The 13,362-nt window shown below is 69.8% G+C and carries 12 protein-coding genes; 6 read left to right on the forward strand and 6 right to left on the reverse strand.

The window, feature by feature from the left end:
- Window positions 1–133: 133 nt before the first annotated feature.
- The 4 genes from O5I81_RS16155 to O5I81_RS16170 form a co-directional block, all read right to left on the reverse strand.
- Window positions 134–3,466 (reverse strand): long-chain-fatty-acid--CoA ligase, encoded by a 3,333-nt coding sequence (locus tag O5I81_RS16155; RefSeq protein ID WP_271065887.1) that lies wholly within the window; start codon window positions 3,464–3,466, stop codon window positions 134–136.
- A 78-nt stretch (window positions 3,467–3,544) separates the two neighbouring features.
- The gene (locus O5I81_RS16160; RefSeq protein WP_271065888.1) at window positions 3,545–3,904 is read right to left on the reverse strand and encodes a PDZ domain-containing protein; all 360 of its coding nucleotides are present in this window, start codon (window positions 3,902–3,904) and stop codon (window positions 3,545–3,547) included.
- A gap of 31 nt (window positions 3,905–3,935) precedes the next feature.
- A complete protein-coding gene (locus O5I81_RS16165) occupies window positions 3,936–5,150 on the reverse strand; it encodes an aspartyl protease family protein (protein WP_271065889.1) in 1,215 nt (404 codons plus the stop codon).
- 59 nt (window positions 5,151–5,209) lie between these two features.
- The gene (locus O5I81_RS16170; protein ID WP_271065890.1) at window positions 5,210–6,715 is read right to left on the reverse strand and encodes a bifunctional aminoglycoside phosphotransferase/ATP-binding protein; all 1,506 of its coding nucleotides are present in this window, start codon (window positions 6,713–6,715) and stop codon (window positions 5,210–5,212) included.
- 106 nt (window positions 6,716–6,821) lie between these two features.
- Here O5I81_RS16170 and O5I81_RS16175 point away from each other — a divergent pair, with 106 nt between their 5' ends.
- The gene (locus tag O5I81_RS16175; RefSeq protein WP_271065891.1) at window positions 6,822–7,439 is read left to right on the forward strand and encodes a TetR/AcrR family transcriptional regulator; all 618 of its coding nucleotides are present in this window, start codon (window positions 6,822–6,824) and stop codon (window positions 7,437–7,439) included.
- Window positions 7,440–7,730: 291 nt separating this feature from the next.
- On the opposite strand, the gene pdxH is transcribed toward O5I81_RS16175, so the two are convergent.
- Entirely contained in the window at window positions 7,731–8,393 is a 663-nt protein-coding gene (gene pdxH / locus O5I81_RS16180) for a pyridoxamine 5'-phosphate oxidase (RefSeq protein ID WP_271065892.1), read from the reverse strand.
- 67 nt (window positions 8,394–8,460) lie between these two features.
- Here pdxH and O5I81_RS16185 point away from each other — a divergent pair, with 67 nt between their 5' ends.
- The 5 genes from O5I81_RS16185 (at window position 8,461) to O5I81_RS16205 (ending at window position 12,185) form a co-directional block, all read left to right on the forward strand.
- Window positions 8,461–9,183 carry a molecular chaperone DnaJ gene (locus O5I81_RS16185; RefSeq protein ID WP_271065893.1) on the forward strand — a complete coding sequence of 241 codons (723 nt, stop codon included), beginning with the start codon at window positions 8,461–8,463 and terminating at the stop codon, window positions 9,181–9,183.
- 31 nt (window positions 9,184–9,214) lie between these two features.
- Window positions 9,215–10,282: a chorismate synthase gene (gene aroC / locus O5I81_RS16190; RefSeq protein WP_271065894.1), complete on the forward strand. Its 1,068-nt coding sequence runs from the start codon at window positions 9,215–9,217 to the stop codon at window positions 10,280–10,282.
- A gap of 98 nt (window positions 10,283–10,380) precedes the next feature.
- Window positions 10,381–10,632 (forward strand): AbrB/MazE/SpoVT family DNA-binding domain-containing protein, encoded by a 252-nt coding sequence (locus O5I81_RS16195; protein ID WP_271065895.1) that lies wholly within the window; start codon window positions 10,381–10,383, stop codon window positions 10,630–10,632.
- Window positions 10,629–11,033, forward strand: coding sequence for a type II toxin-antitoxin system VapC family toxin (locus tag O5I81_RS16200; RefSeq protein WP_271065896.1), 405 nt, complete (start codon window positions 10,629–10,631; stop codon window positions 11,031–11,033). Before O5I81_RS16195 ends, O5I81_RS16200 begins: the two co-directional genes overlap by 4 nt.
- A gap of 33 nt (window positions 11,034–11,066) precedes the next feature.
- The gene (locus O5I81_RS16205; protein WP_271065897.1) at window positions 11,067–12,185 is read left to right on the forward strand and encodes an NAD(P)/FAD-dependent oxidoreductase; all 1,119 of its coding nucleotides are present in this window, start codon (window positions 11,067–11,069) and stop codon (window positions 12,183–12,185) included.
- On the opposite strand, the gene O5I81_RS16210 is transcribed toward O5I81_RS16205, so the two are convergent.
- Entirely contained in the window at window positions 12,163–13,359 is a 1,197-nt protein-coding gene (locus tag O5I81_RS16210) for a PQQ-dependent sugar dehydrogenase (RefSeq protein ID WP_271065898.1), read from the reverse strand. The two genes, O5I81_RS16205 and O5I81_RS16210, sit on opposite strands and share 23 nt — an antisense overlap.
- Between the last annotated feature and the right edge of the window lie 3 nt (window positions 13,360–13,362).

Genomic DNA, 13,362 nt, shown 5'->3' on the forward strand with positions numbered 1-13,362 from the left:
GTGATTAGCGTGTTCCCTTGACCGCCGGCGTCCGCGGACGCAGCGCACGACCGCCGGTGGACGTCCCGCCTCCTGGTTTGTCGCTCACGCTCCAAACCTGTCCTCCGCCCCAGGGGCGGAGAGTTTGGCGCCCCTACGCCCCCGGAGCCAGCGCCGCCGTCAGCCGCCCGATGCGCCGGCAGTTGCCGCCCATGTCGCCCGCCCCGACGCGGCTGATCGAGCGGATGTCGATGCGCGAGCCGATGCCCTGCGGCCTGACCCGCACCGCCACATCGTCCTTGAACCGATAGATCAGGCTGGTGGCCGTCCCCTCCAGCCGGCCGGCCCGGACATCGTCGGTCACCACCGCAATGCCCTCGGCCAGCATCGCCGCCTTGATGGCCGCGAAGGCCTGGTCGGGCTGCATCGAGACCATGGCCGGGCGGGCCACGCCGCAGGTCTCGCTGTTGATCTCAGCGATCGGCCGGCCGGCGCCATTGCCGGCGTCGAGCGGCACCACGGGGTTGGGCTCGACCAGATTGGCGTCAGGGCCGCGCGCCGACATGATGTTTCCGGTGAACAGCAGCGGCTCGGACCAGTCGGTGGCGACGTCGTGGATGCGCGGCGACTGGCCTTCCCACCAGGCCAGGCCCGCGAAGCCGCCCAGCGTGGCCAGGGTCAGGAAGACCGCCGTCAAAGCCTTCCTCCAATGCCGCTTCCAGCCGGCCAGGGCGGCGACCAGCAGGCCGATGAAGCTCGACAGCACGCTGACCAGGGCGGCGGCCGGCGCCCAGCCGAGGTTTGGCGCGGGCCCGGCGGTCAGCACCGACTGATAGCCTTCGCGCCAGTCCCACAGGCCCGCCCACATGCCGGCCGCGCCGGCCAGGACGATCAGCACCGGGGCCAGCGACAGGGCGACGGCGATGGTCAGGAAGTGATCGGCTAGGCCGCCCTTCGTCTTGACCTTCTTCGCGCCGCCGGCCGGAACCGGGGTGAAGGACAGCGACGGCTCGTCGCTGGTCGCCAGCACGCTGGCGTCGCTCTTCAGGCTGGACGGGAAGGCCAGGCCGCCGTCGGAAGACCCGCCTGTTGCCGGCTTGTCGATCTGGCTCTTGACCAGGGTCGCGCCGGCGATGGCCGCTGGCGCGGCGCCGAGCGGCGTCATGTCGGGCATGCCGGGCAGGGCGGCGGGGACCTCCTCGTCCTCGCCCGTCTTCGGCTTGCTGGACACGTGCTCGGTGCGCTGAGGCTCGGCCGCGCCCCCGGGGGTCCAGGTCAGCGGCAGGTCGCTTTCCGGGATCTCGTCGCTCACCGGCGGCGCCGACTGCGCCGGCGCGGGGGCCGGAGCGGCCGGTTGCGGTTCGGGCGCTTTCGTCTCGACCTTGGCGGCTTCGACCGTCGGGGCCGGCGGCGGCTCGCGCACCGGCTCCACCTTCAGGGTCTCGTCGCGGTGAGCCTCGTCGCGGGTGAACATCATCGCGCCGCCGGCGACGGCCGCGGCCGCCCCGGCGATCAGGGCCTCGGCGATGGGGGCCGGTCCCGCCGGGCGGGCGACGGTTTCAGGGCCCGGATCGGCCGCTTCGGCCGGCTGCGTCTGGATCAGCTGCTCGACACGGTTCTCGGGCTCCTCGACCGGGACGACGTGCGCCGCAGGCTCTGTTTCAGCGGCGGTCGGGGAGCCGAGGCCCTCCGCCTCCGCGCCGGCCGCCGCTTCTTCAAAAGGGGCCGGGGTCTCCGTCGCCGCTTCCGGGGGCGGCTCGGGCGCGTGCAGCACCGGATCCGGCTCGGCGCGCAGGGCCACCGGCGTGGCGGCGGCGGCCATGGCCGCCATCAGCGGCACCTCGGGCAGGCGATAGTCGGCGAAGCGCGCCCGCAGCACCTTCTTGTCGATCTTGCCGGTGGCGCCCAGCGGGATGTCGTCGACGAAGGCGACGTCGTCCGGCATCCACCATTTGGCGATCTTGCCGGTCAGATACTCGATGAACTCTTCCTTGGTCGCCGTCTCGCCGGGCTTCAGCTTGACCAGCAGCAGCGGCCGCTCGTCCCATTTGGGATGCAGAATGCCGATCACCGCCGCCAGCTCCACCTTCGGGTGGCCCATGGCGATATTCTCGATGTCGATGGTGCTGATCCACTCGCCGCCGGACTTGATGACGTCCTTGGCGCGGTCGGTGATCTGCATGAAGCCTTCGGGGTCGATGGTCGCCACGTCGCCGGTGTCGAAGAAGCCTTCCGGGTCGAGGATCGCGCCGCCGGCCCCCTTGAAGTATTCGCCGACCACGAACGGCCCCTTGACCATCAGGTGGCCGAAGGTCTGGCCGTCGTGCGGCAGCCGCTCGCCCGCATCGTTGGTCAGCTTCATCTCGATGCCGTAGGGCGGCCGGCCCTGCTTGAGCTTGTAGGGCATCTGCTCGTCGTAGGACAGCTTGGCGACCCGGGCGTTGGGCGAGCCCAGCGTGCCCAGCGGCGAGGTCTCGGTCATGCCCCAGGCATGCAGGACATCGACGTCGTAGCGTTCCTTGAAACCGCGGATCAGGCTTTCGGGACAGGCCGAGCCGCCGATCACCACCTTGGTCAGGTGCGGCAGCTTGAGGTCCTTGGCGTCCAGCTCGGCCAGCAGCATCTGCCAGACGGTCGGCACGGCGGCCGAGAAGGTGACCTGTTCGGTGTCGAGCAGTTCGTAGACCGAGGCGCCGTCCATCTTCGCGCCCGGCATGACCATCTTGGCGCCCACGGCCGGGCAGGCGAAGGCCGTGCCCCAGGCGTTGGCGTGGAACATCGGCACCACCGGCAGCACCACGTCGGTGGCCGACATGCCCAGCACGTCCTTCTGCAGGCCGACCAGGGCATGGATGACGTTGGAGCGGTGCGAATAGAGCACGCCCTTGGGATCGCCCGTGGTGCCGGAGGTGTAGCAGAGGCCGCAGGCGGTGTTCTCGTCGAACCCGCCCCACGCGCAGTGCTCCGACTGGCCGGCGATGGCGGTCTCGTAGCAATGGGCGGCGCCCCATTTGATCCCGGGCACGCCATGAATCTTGAAGCCAGGCATGTGGCTCTGGTCGGTCATCACCACCACCTGCTCGACGCTCGGGCACTGGCTGAGGATGGCCTCGAGGATCGGCACGAAGGTCAGGTCGACGAAGATGATCTTGTCTTCGGCGTGGTTGATGATCCAGGCGATCTGGTCGGGGTGCAGGCGCGGGTTCAGGGTGTGGCAGACCGCCCCGATGCCCATGATGCCGTACCAGGCTTCCATGTGGCGGCCGGTGTTCCAGGCCAGGGTGGCGACCCGGTCGCCGAGCTTTACGCCCAGCTGCAGCAACAGGTTGGAGACCCGCTTGGCCCGGCTGTGGATCTGGGCGTAGGTCGTCCGCACGATCGGTCCTTCGACCGATCGGGACACCACTTCCATATGGCCATGCCAGTTCTTCGCGTGGTCCAGGATCTTGTCGACCGTCAAGGCCTGGTCCTGCATGAGGCCGCGCATACGCTTCACCTTCCCCGAGTGTATTTCCTTGGGTCAGCACGCTAGCGGTCCGGGCGCCGCAGTGCAAACAGGCGCTGCCTACGGGCGAGCAGATTCCTGTACTTCAAGCACCAGGCGCACGGTTCGCAGGCTCTGGCCCCGGAGCACGGCCAGCTCGACCTGCTCGCCGGGCGGTCCGCCCAGGGCGACCGGCAGCTGGCCCAGCCCGCCGCCGTTGCAGCCGATGACCAGATCTCCGGGCCGCAGGCCGGCGCGGGCCGCCGGACCGAACGGATCAAGCTCGCGGATGCTGGCGACGCCGCCGGCGATCTGCAGGTCGACGCCTGACCAGCCCTTGGGGCCAGGCGCGGCGTCTTCGGCCGCCAGCGTCGGCGCTGCGGCCAGCAACAGGCCGGCGCCGCCCATGGCGCTGAGCAGAGCTCGCCTTGTGCCGTTCATGAATCGTCCTGAAACCGGAGTCGCCCGCCGCTCAGATGACGTCTTCCAGCACAACCGTGACCAAAGTTGGCGCCCCGGCCCGCTCGACCTGGATCTCCACCTTCGTGCCCGGCGCCCCGCGCAGGGCCCAGAGCATGCCGTAGAACCCGTCTGTCCCGCGCCAGCCGACGATCTTGTCGGACATCTTCATCCCGGCCTTTGCGGCCGGGCCGGCCGGATCGATCCAGGTGATCCTCACATGGTCGCCGACGACATCGGCGTCCATGCCGCCGCGATTGTATCGATAGACGTCCTGGATGGCCCGGCTGGGCTTGAAGTAGAAGCGCCGCCGCAGCGGGTGGTGCAGGAAGTTGATTCGGCGCAGGACCTCCATGCCGACGACGCCCTGCACGTCCTGGACACTGTCCTTGTCGCTGTCGTCGGGCCGGCCCAGCACGGTAATCGGGGTGGCGAATCCGTAGCGGCCGATACGCAACTTCTCTGCCCGCACGGTCCGGGTTTTCGCATCGCCGGCGATCGTGGAGATGCCGCTGTCCAGGTGCTTGGGATAGTGGTCCCACAGACCCCGCTTCTTCACATAGTCGGGGAACAGGAACAGCATGCCTTGAAAGCCGGTGTCGACCATCAGCTTTACCGGCTGCCCGTCGAAGACCGCCTCGATGACCGGTCGCTGGTCGAGGTCCTGGAAGTGTTGCGCGTCGATGGCGTTGGCGCCCAGCCGGTTCATCGTCCCGAAGCTTTCGCCCTGGGTGTAGGTGGTCAGTTCTTCATAGCCCTCCGGCGCCCCGCCTTCCGACAGACGGGTGGCCACCGTCAATTGCTGGGCGTCGAAGTCGAGCCCCATGATCGCCCACTTGGCGACCGGCAGGATGCCGACGATGAAATCGCTGTCGTCGCTGACCGTATCGACCAGCACCGCGTCCCGCTCCCGCACCGCGCCACCGCCGATGGCGATCTCGTTGGCGGTGTAGACGACGACGTCCCGGCGTCCGACCGCGCCCTGCACCCGGCCGGTGGTCACCCGGGGCAGGCCGTGCGCCTTGGCGGCCTTGTTGCTGATGCCGAAGACGTTCGAGCCGGTATCGATGAGAAAGGCGACCGGATCCTTGCGATTGATGGTCGTCGCCGCCCAGGGCCGGTTTCGGGTGACGCGGAACGGAATCTGCACGCTGGTCGCCGCCACGGCCGGTGAGGTCGCCAGCAACAGGCCAGCCCCCGCCAGCGTGGATCGCCTGGTGATCGACATGAACGCTTCCCCCCTTACCCGGAGCTGAGCGTCCCTCCGAAGTTTACTTTCGTCAATGGCTAGCTGAGCGCCTTGACCAGGGCCTCGGCCGCCGGCTCGAAGTCGCCGTCGCTGTCGACCCGTCGCCAGGCCATCTCGCCAAGGTCGCGGGTCAGCTGAACGTCGAGCACCTCGGCGGTGGCGTCGGAGGCGTCGCCGCTGCGGCCGGCGATGCGCTCGTGCAGCAGGCCGGCCGGCGCCTCCAGCCACACCCCCTCGAACGCCACCCCCGCCTTGCGCGCCACCTCGGCGGCGGCGGCGCGTTCCTCGGGCTTCATGAACACCGCGTCCAGGATGACGGCGCGCCCGGCGGCCAGGGCCTTGCCGGCGTCGTCGAACATCTCGGCATAGACCCGGGGGCTGACCTCCGGCGCATAGGCCTCCGGCGGCAGACGGTCGAGCGGGGCGGCGCCCCACAGGCGTTTGCGGATTTCGTCGCTGCGCAGGATGACGGCGCCGGGCGAGGCGCCCAGGCCCGGGGCGGCGATGCGGGCGAAGGTCGACTTGCCCGATCCAGACAGGCCGCCGACCGCCGCCAGCACCGGCTTGACCGGCTCCAGATGGGCCAGCGCCGCCGCCAGATAGGCGCGGCTGGCCTCGATGTCGCCGCCGTGGGCCTGGACATGGCAGCGCACCCCGGCCCGCACCGACAGGGCCAGCGGCAGGGCTTCCAGCCCGCTCCACAGCCCGCTCGGCAGCAAGCGCGCCCCCTCGTCCAGCCAGGCCGACAGCACCCGCACGGCGGCGTCGCGGCGGCGGCGGAAGTCGAGGTCCATCAGCAGGAAGGCGACATCGTAGAGGACGTCGATCTCCGACAGGGTGTCGTTGAACTCGATGCAGTCGAACAGGATCGGCCGGCCGTCCTCGAGCAGGATGTTGCCCAGATGCAGGTCGCCATGGCAGCGCCGCACCCAGCCCTCTTCCAGCCGCGCCGCCAGCAGGGTCTCCAGCCGGGCCCGCTCGGCATCGGTGGCGGCGATCAGGGCCTCGACCGGTTCCTTGCCGAGCCTGGGGATCAAGTCCTTCATCAGGGCGGCGTTGGAGCGGATGGTGTAGCTCATGCCGCCGGCCGGCTCGGCCTCGCGGGTGATCGGGGCCTCGGCGTGAAAGCGGGCGATGGCGCGGCCCAGCTGGTCGGACAGCTCGCCGTCTACCGCATAGGGCTGCTCGGCCAGCACGGCCGTCTCGTCGAAGCGGCGCATCTCCAGCACCGACTCCACGCGCTCGCCGGCCCCGTCGAGCTCCAGCCCGCCGCCGGCCGTCCGGGTGATGGCCCCGACCCGGCGATAGATGTCCGGGGCGGCGGCGCGGTTGAAGGCCAGCTCGCGCTCCAGCGCCCAGTGGCGCAGGGCGGCGGTCTCATAGTTCAGGAAGCCGAAATTGACCGGCTTCTTGACCTTCAGGGCCAGGTCGCCGGTCAGATAGACCCGGGCGCAGCTGGTTTCGATAATGCGGTCGGCGCGGGCCCCCAGCCAGGTGGCGATCTCGGCTTCCTGCTGGAGTTCTTGCGGCGTCGGTTGGCTCATGGCCGCTGCATATCACAGGCCGCGCGCCTTTGCCTTCTCGCCAATCCCTTGCCCGCCAACGGATTTCGCCTTAGGGGGGAAATGACCATTGTTATGTAGAGGGCCCATGGGCGAGCGCGCGGGAGAGACGCGGAGCGAACGCAAGCGCCGCGACATCATGGCGGCCGGCCAGTCGGTGTTCCTGCGTGAGGGCTACGCCGGCGCCGGCATGGAGGTGGTGGCTCGTGAGGCCGCCGTCTCGACCGCCACCCTCTATGCTCACTTCCCCAGCAAGGGCGACCTGTTCATCGCCGTGGTCGAGGCCGCCGTCGCCAACCTGGCCAGCGACATCGAGGACACGCTCGACACGCCCGGCGACGCCCGGGCCCGGCTGATGGCCTTCTCCCTGGCCTATGCCCGCTTCTATGCCGACCCGCTGTCGCGGGCCGTGTTCCGGCTGGTGACCGGCGAGCGCCGCCGTTTCTCCGACCTGGCCGACCACTTCCGCCACCGATCGCGCCACGCCCTGGGCGGCCACGCCATCACCCTGATCGACCAGCTGGCGGCGGAGGGCCTGCTGAAGATCGAGAAGCCCGCCTGGGCCGCCGGCCAACTGCTCGGCATGCTGGAGCACGTCACCCTGGTCTTCGGCCTGGTGGCCGGCGACGACGCCGTGCCCCGCCGCCCGCTGGAGGGCAGCTGCACCGACGCGGTAGAGACCTTCCTGGCCCGGTACGGGGTCTGATCGGTTCTAAAAATTATTTTCTGTCAAAGACTTATGGAATATGTCTAGACATATTCATCGACGAAAAGCGCCGAAATACCGGGTTCCGACCGGCGCCGGCCGCAGCCTAGGCGCACCGCTGTCACCGGGCGCCAACATTCCCCGCCCCGGCGCCTACGGTCTGTCAACGCGGGCGCCAACGTTCACAGCGCCGACCGCAACCGAATTATCACAATAATTCAGCGGCTTGCCGACAACGCGCCTCTTCCCAGGCCCGCGCCGTGGTATAATCGTGGGCCGCTTCGATAGGCTCTACGGATACAGTCGGGAGGTGCTCCACCCCTCGCCCGACCGCGCGAAGACCAGCCGCTCGTGCAGCCGGAACGGCCGGTCGCGCCAGAATTCCAGGGTCTGCGGCGTCAGCCGGAAGCCCGACCAGTGCGGCGGCCGCGGCACCTTGCCGAGGCCGAACCTCAGGCCCATCTCGGCCACCCGCTTCTCCAGCGCGAAGCGGTCCGGCAGCGGCCGAGACTGTTCGGAGGCCCAGGCGCCCAGCTGGCTGTGGCGGGCCCGGGTGGCGTGATAGGCGTCGGCCTCGGCGGCGCTGACCTGCTCGACGGTTCCGCGGATGCGGACCTGGCGGCGCAGGGACTTCCAATGGAACAGAAGGGCGGCCTTGGGATTGGCCGCCAGTTCGCGGCCCTTGGCGCTCTCGAGGTTGGTGAAGAAGGTGAAGCCGGCGGCGTCGACGCCCTTGAGCAGCACCATGCGGGCGTCGGGCAGCCCGCTCTCGTCGACGGTGGCTAGGGTCATGGCGTTGGCGTCGTTGGCTTCCGACTCGACGGCCGCCTTCAGCCAGGTCTCGAACAGGGCGATCGGATCGGCTTCCGGCAGCAGCGGCAGGGGCGGCGCGCCGGTCACCTGGGTGACGTAGTCGTCTTCGCTCGGCGAGGCGGGGATCAGTTCATCGGCCATGGGGGGCTATGTAGCGCCGCCCCCGGCGCCTGACCACGCTTAACCCGGAATTGACTCCGTGCAGGCCATGCTGACGCCGACAAACAAAGGGGCCATGGTGGTGGCGACAAGGACGATGGACAGCCGCCGGGCGCGGGCGGTGCTGGGCGTGCGCGGGGGCGTCAGCGAGACGGCCCTGCGCGCCGCCTTTCGCCAGGCTGTCAAGGCCGCCCACCCGGACCGTCCGGGCGGCGACGCAGCCCGGCTGCGCGACGTGGTCGAGGCCTATGGCCTGCTGAAGGCCGCGCCGACGCCGCAACCCCCTGCCCCGCCGCCGCCCGCCCCGGTGATCGCCGACGGCATCGAGATCAGCCCGGCCCTCGCCGCCTCCGGCGGTCGCGCCTTCACCCGGCTGGGCGACGGCCGTCGCCTGGCCCTCGACCTGCCGCCCGGCCTGCGCCCCGGCGACAAGGTGCGGGCCGGCGAGACCCTGCTGACGGTCTCGGTCAAGGGCGCCGCCGGCCTGATCCTGCGCGGCGACGACCTGTGGCTGGCCGCCGAGCTGCCGCACCGGTTCGGCGGGCGCCTGCCCCTGGCCACGCCGAGCGGGCCGAAGGAAATCTGGGTCGGCCGCCGCGACATCGCCCGGGGCCTCGTTCGCCTGGCCGGCCAGGGCCTGCCGGCCCGGGGACCGCACCCGGCCGGCGACCTGATCGTCACCCTCAAGGCCCCGCCGCCGCCCGTCGAGAGCGGCGCCCGCAGCCGCCTGCGCGCCTTCCAGGCCAACTGGGCGCCCGTCCCCGCCTTGTAGAGGCGGCCGATTGCGCTAAGACGCCAGCACGATGTCGCACAACACCTTCGGCCATCTGTTCCGCGTCACCACCTGGGGCGAAAGCCACGGCCCGGCCCTCGGCTGCGTCGTCGACGGCTGCCCGCCCGGCATCGAACTGACCGAGGCCGACATCCAGGTCTTCCTCGACAAGCGCAAGCCCGGCACCAGCAAGCACGTCACCCAGCGCCGCGAGAGCGACACGGTGAAGATCCTCTCGGGCGTCTTCGAGGGCTTCACCACCGGCACGCCGATCTCCCTGATGATCGAGAACGAGGACCAGCGGTCCAAGGACTACGGCGAGATCGCCCACGCTTTCCGCCCCGGCCACGCCGACTACGCCTACATCGCCAAGTACGGCCGGCGCGACTATCGCGGCGGCGGCCGCTCCAGCGCCCGCGAGACCGCCGCCCGCGTCGCCGCCGGGGCCATCGCCCGCAAGGTCATACCCCAGGTTCAAATCCGCGCCGCCCTGGTCCAGGTCGGCCCGCACGCCATCGACCGGACGCAGTGGGACTGGGCCGAGGCGGCCAACAACCCCTTCTTCTGCCCCGACGCCGCAGCCGCCGCCCACTGGGACCAGTACCTCGACGGCATCCGCAAGGCCGGCAACTCGACCGGGGCCATTGTCGAGGTCGAGGCCGAGGGCGTTCCCGCCGGCTGGGGCGCGCCGATCTACGGCAAGATCGACGCCGAGCTGGCCGCCGCCCTGATGTCGATCAACGCCGCCAAGGGCGTCGAGATCGGCGCCGGCTTCGCCTCCGCTTCGCTGACCGGCGAGGAAAACGCCGACGAGATGCGGGCCGGCAACGACGGCCCGACCTTCCTCAGCAACCACGCCGGCGGCGTGCTGGGCGGCATCAGCACCGGCCAGCCGGTCATCGCCCGCGTCGCCTTCAAGCCGACCAGCTCCATCCTCACCCCGCGCCTCACCCTCAACGAGGCCGGCGAGGAGGTCGAGCTGCGCACCAAGGGCCGCCACGACCCCTGCGTCGGCGTCCGCGCGCCGCCCGTGGTCGAGGCGATGACCGCCTGCGTGCTGGCGGATGCTTTCCTGCGGCATCGCGGGCAGGTGGGATAATTCCGCCAAACCGCCAACTGCGCGTGTGCGGCGGCCGATTTCCGAGATTGAAAGTAAGGTGAATTTGCCTTACATTATGATCGAAGGAAGGTTGTCCGATGACCACACTGACTGTCACCGCCAAGGGCCAGGTCACGCTGCGAAAGGATGTTCTGCAGCATCTGGGTGTTCGGCCGGGTGAGAAGATCAGCCTGGATAAAATGCCCAACGGCCAGTTTGTCGTGCGGGCCGCCGGGGCCACCGGAAAAATCTCGGACGTCTTCGGAATCCTGAAAAGGCCAGGGCAACCGACTCTGACCATCGATGAGATCAACGAGGCGGCGGCCAAGGGGTGGGCCGGCGAGGAATGAGGATCACGGCAGACACCAATCTACTGGTTCGCGCCCTTGTTCAGGACGATCCGAAACAGGCGGCCATTGCTGTGAAAGTGCTGGCCCAGGCCGAGCTGATCGCGGTTACGATTCCGACGCTGTGTGAGTTGGTTTGGGTCCTGGATCATCGCTATCGTCTTCCACGAGAAGAGATCGCGGCCGCGCTGCGAGCATTGGTCAATGGCGATACCATCGCCTTTGACCGGCCGGCCGTGGAGGCGGGTCTTGCCCAATTGGAAAAGGGGGGTGACTTCGCGGACGGCGTTATCGCGATGCAAGGCGCGCTCCTCGGCGGCGACCTGTTTACGTCGTTCGATCGTCGCGCCGTGCGGCTGGTGAAAGCCCGGGGCGGAGCCGCCGTGCTACTTGGAGAAAGCTAGCCCCATCGCCCGACCCGCTTTACCAGTTCATCTATGAGCCAGTTCGATTTTGACGCCGTCGTGGTCGGCGCCGGGGCTGTCGGCCTCGCCTGCGGCTATGCGCTGTCGAAGCGCGGCCTCGTCGTCGCCGTCCTCGAGAAGGAGGCCGCCATCGGCCAGGGGGTGTCCTCGCGCAATAGCGAGGTCATCCACGGCGGACTCTACTATCCGACCGGCTCACAGAAGGCGCGGCTGTGCGTGCAGGGGCGGCGGGCGCTCTACGCCTTCCTCGATCTGCACCACGTCGACTACCGGCGCTGCGGCAAGCTGGTGGTCGCCACGACGCCGGACGAGGTGGCGCGGCTCGACGCCATCTGGGACCAGGCGTTGGCCAACGACGTCGAAGGCATGGAGCGGCTAAGCGGCGAACAGGCGCGGGCGCTGGAGCCGGGCCTCAAGTGCGAGGCGGCGTTGCTGTCGCCGCAATCGGGCGTGTTCGACAGCCACGGCTACATGCTGGCCCTGCAGGGCGAGATCGAGGCGGCCGGCGGCGCCGTCGTCACCTCGACGCCGTTCGAGGGTGCGACGCCCCTGCCCGGCGGCGGCTTCACCGTGCGGGCCGGCGGCGAGGAGGCGACCGAGCTGACCTGCCGCCTGCTGGTCACCGCGCCGGGGCTGTCGGCCCAGGGCGTGGCGGGCCATGTCGACGGCTTCCCCGCCGACCAGATCCCGCCCGGTCACTATGGCAAGGGCGTCTATTTCCGGCTGCAGGCCAAGGCGCCGTTCGAGCGGCTGATCTATCCGCCGCCGATCCACGGTGCGCTGGGCACCCACTATCGCAAGGACCTCGGCGGCCAGGCGGTGTTCGGGCCAGACCTCCAGTTTGTCGAGACCGAGGACTACAGCGTCGATCCGGCCCGGGCGCAGGACTTCGCCGCCTACATCCGCAAGTTTTGGCCGGACCTGCCGGCCGAGGACCTCAGCCCCGACTACGCCGGCATCCGCCCCAAGCTGCACGGGCCGGACGAGCCGCAGCCCGACTTCCAGATTCGCGGCGCCGACACCCACGGCATCGCCGGCCTCGTCGCCCTGTTCGGCATCGAAAGCCCCGGCCTGACCAGCTCCCTGGCCATCGGCGAAGAGGTGGCGATCAGCCTTTCGGCGTCAGCTTGAGCAGCGAGCCGCCGTCGGTCAGCACATAGACGGCGCCGTCCCGCCCGACGCGGACGTCGCGGATGCGCTGCTTGAGGTCGGCCAGCAGCCGCTCCTCACCGACCACCATGTCGCCGTCGAGGGTCAGGCGGACCAGGTCGCGGTCCTTCATGCCGCCGACGAACAGGCTGCCCTTCCAGGCCGGGAACAACGCCCCGTCGTAGAAGGCCATCCCGGAGGGGGCGATCACCGGATCCCAGTAGTAGACCGGCTGTTCCATGCCGTCCTTCTGGGTGATGCCCTCGCCGACCGGCTTGCCGCTGTATTCCAGGCCGTAGTTGATGGTCGGCCAGCCATAGTCCTTGCCCCGGCGCGGAATGTTGACCTCGTCGCCGCCGCGCGGGCCATGCTCGACGGTCCAGAGTTCACCGGTCGCCGGGTTGAAGGCCGCCGACTGGATGTTGCGGTGACCGTAGGACCAGATCTGCGGCAGGGCGCCGACCACCGAGGTGAAGGGGTTGTCCTTGGGGATCACCCCGTCGGGATAGATGCGGATCACCTTGCCGAAAGCGGCGTCCAGCTTCTGGGCCTGCATGCGGCCGGCAAGATCCGAGCGCTCGCCGGTGGTGATGAACAGGAAGCCGTCCGGCGAGAAGGCCAGCCGCGAGCCGAAGTGCTTGTCGCCGTCGTAGGTCGGGGTCATGCGCCAGAGGACGGCGACGTCGGTGAGCGTCTCCCCGGCCAGCTTGCCGCGCGCCACGGCCGTGCCGTTGCCGCCCTCGCGGGGTTCGGAGAAGCTCCAGTAGACCCAACCGTCGTGCACCGCGACGTCGAGCAGTCCGCCCTGCCCCCTGGCGTCGACTTTCGGCAGGCCGGCGACAGGACCGGATAGCTTGCCGTCCTTGCCGACGATGCGCAGGGCGCCGCCGCGCTCGGTGACCAGCATCCGCCCGTCCGGCAGGAAGGCCAGGCCCCAAGGCTTGTCGAGGCCGTCGGCCACGGTGACTAGGTTGAAGGCGACGTTGGCGGATTTCAGCGGCGCCCGCGTCTGGCTGGCGAAGGCGGGCTTGTAGGGGGCGTTGGCGGCCCGGGTTTCCAGCGGTCCGCCAGCGGCCGGCGGGGTCTGGGCGCCGCTCGGCGCTCCGCCACAGGCGGCAAGCAGGGCGGCGGTGGCAAGCAGGGTCAGGGCGCGCATGGA

The sequence above is a fragment of the Caulobacter sp. NIBR1757 genome, from assembly GCF_027912495.1.
In the GTDB taxonomy this organism is placed as follows: domain Bacteria; phylum Pseudomonadota; class Alphaproteobacteria; order Caulobacterales; family Caulobacteraceae; genus Caulobacter.

Excerpts from the sequence above, each read along its gene's own strand:
- O5I81_RS16155 (WP_271065887.1), bottom strand. The coding sequence starts at position 3,466 with ATGCGCGGCCTCATGCAGGACCAGGCCTTGACGGTCGACAAGATCCTG.
- O5I81_RS16160 (WP_271065888.1), bottom strand. The coding sequence starts at position 3,904 with ATGAACGGCACAAGGCGAGCTCTGCTCAGCGCCATGGGCGGCGCCGGC.
- O5I81_RS16165 (WP_271065889.1), bottom strand. The coding sequence starts at position 5,150 with ATGTCGATCACCAGGCGATCCACGCTGGCGGGGGCTGGCCTGTTGCTG.
- O5I81_RS16170 (WP_271065890.1), bottom strand. The coding sequence starts at position 6,715 with ATGAGCCAACCGACGCCGCAAGAACTCCAGCAGGAAGCCGAGATCGCC.
- O5I81_RS16175 (WP_271065891.1), top strand. The coding sequence starts at position 6,822 with ATGGGCGAGCGCGCGGGAGAGACGCGGAGCGAACGCAAGCGCCGCGAC.
- pdxH (WP_271065892.1), bottom strand. The coding sequence starts at position 8,393 with ATGGCCGATGAACTGATCCCCGCCTCGCCGAGCGAAGACGACTACGTC.
- O5I81_RS16185 (WP_271065893.1), top strand. The coding sequence starts at position 8,461 with ATGCTGACGCCGACAAACAAAGGGGCCATGGTGGTGGCGACAAGGACG.
- aroC (WP_271065894.1), top strand. The coding sequence starts at position 9,215 with ATGTCGCACAACACCTTCGGCCATCTGTTCCGCGTCACCACCTGGGGC.
- O5I81_RS16195 (WP_271065895.1), top strand. The coding sequence starts at position 10,381 with ATGACCACACTGACTGTCACCGCCAAGGGCCAGGTCACGCTGCGAAAG.
- O5I81_RS16200 (WP_271065896.1), top strand. The coding sequence starts at position 10,629 with ATGAGGATCACGGCAGACACCAATCTACTGGTTCGCGCCCTTGTTCAG.
- O5I81_RS16205 (WP_271065897.1), top strand. The coding sequence starts at position 11,067 with ATGAGCCAGTTCGATTTTGACGCCGTCGTGGTCGGCGCCGGGGCTGTC.
- O5I81_RS16210 (WP_271065898.1), bottom strand. The coding sequence starts at position 13,359 with ATGCGCGCCCTGACCCTGCTTGCCACCGCCGCCCTGCTTGCCGCCTGT.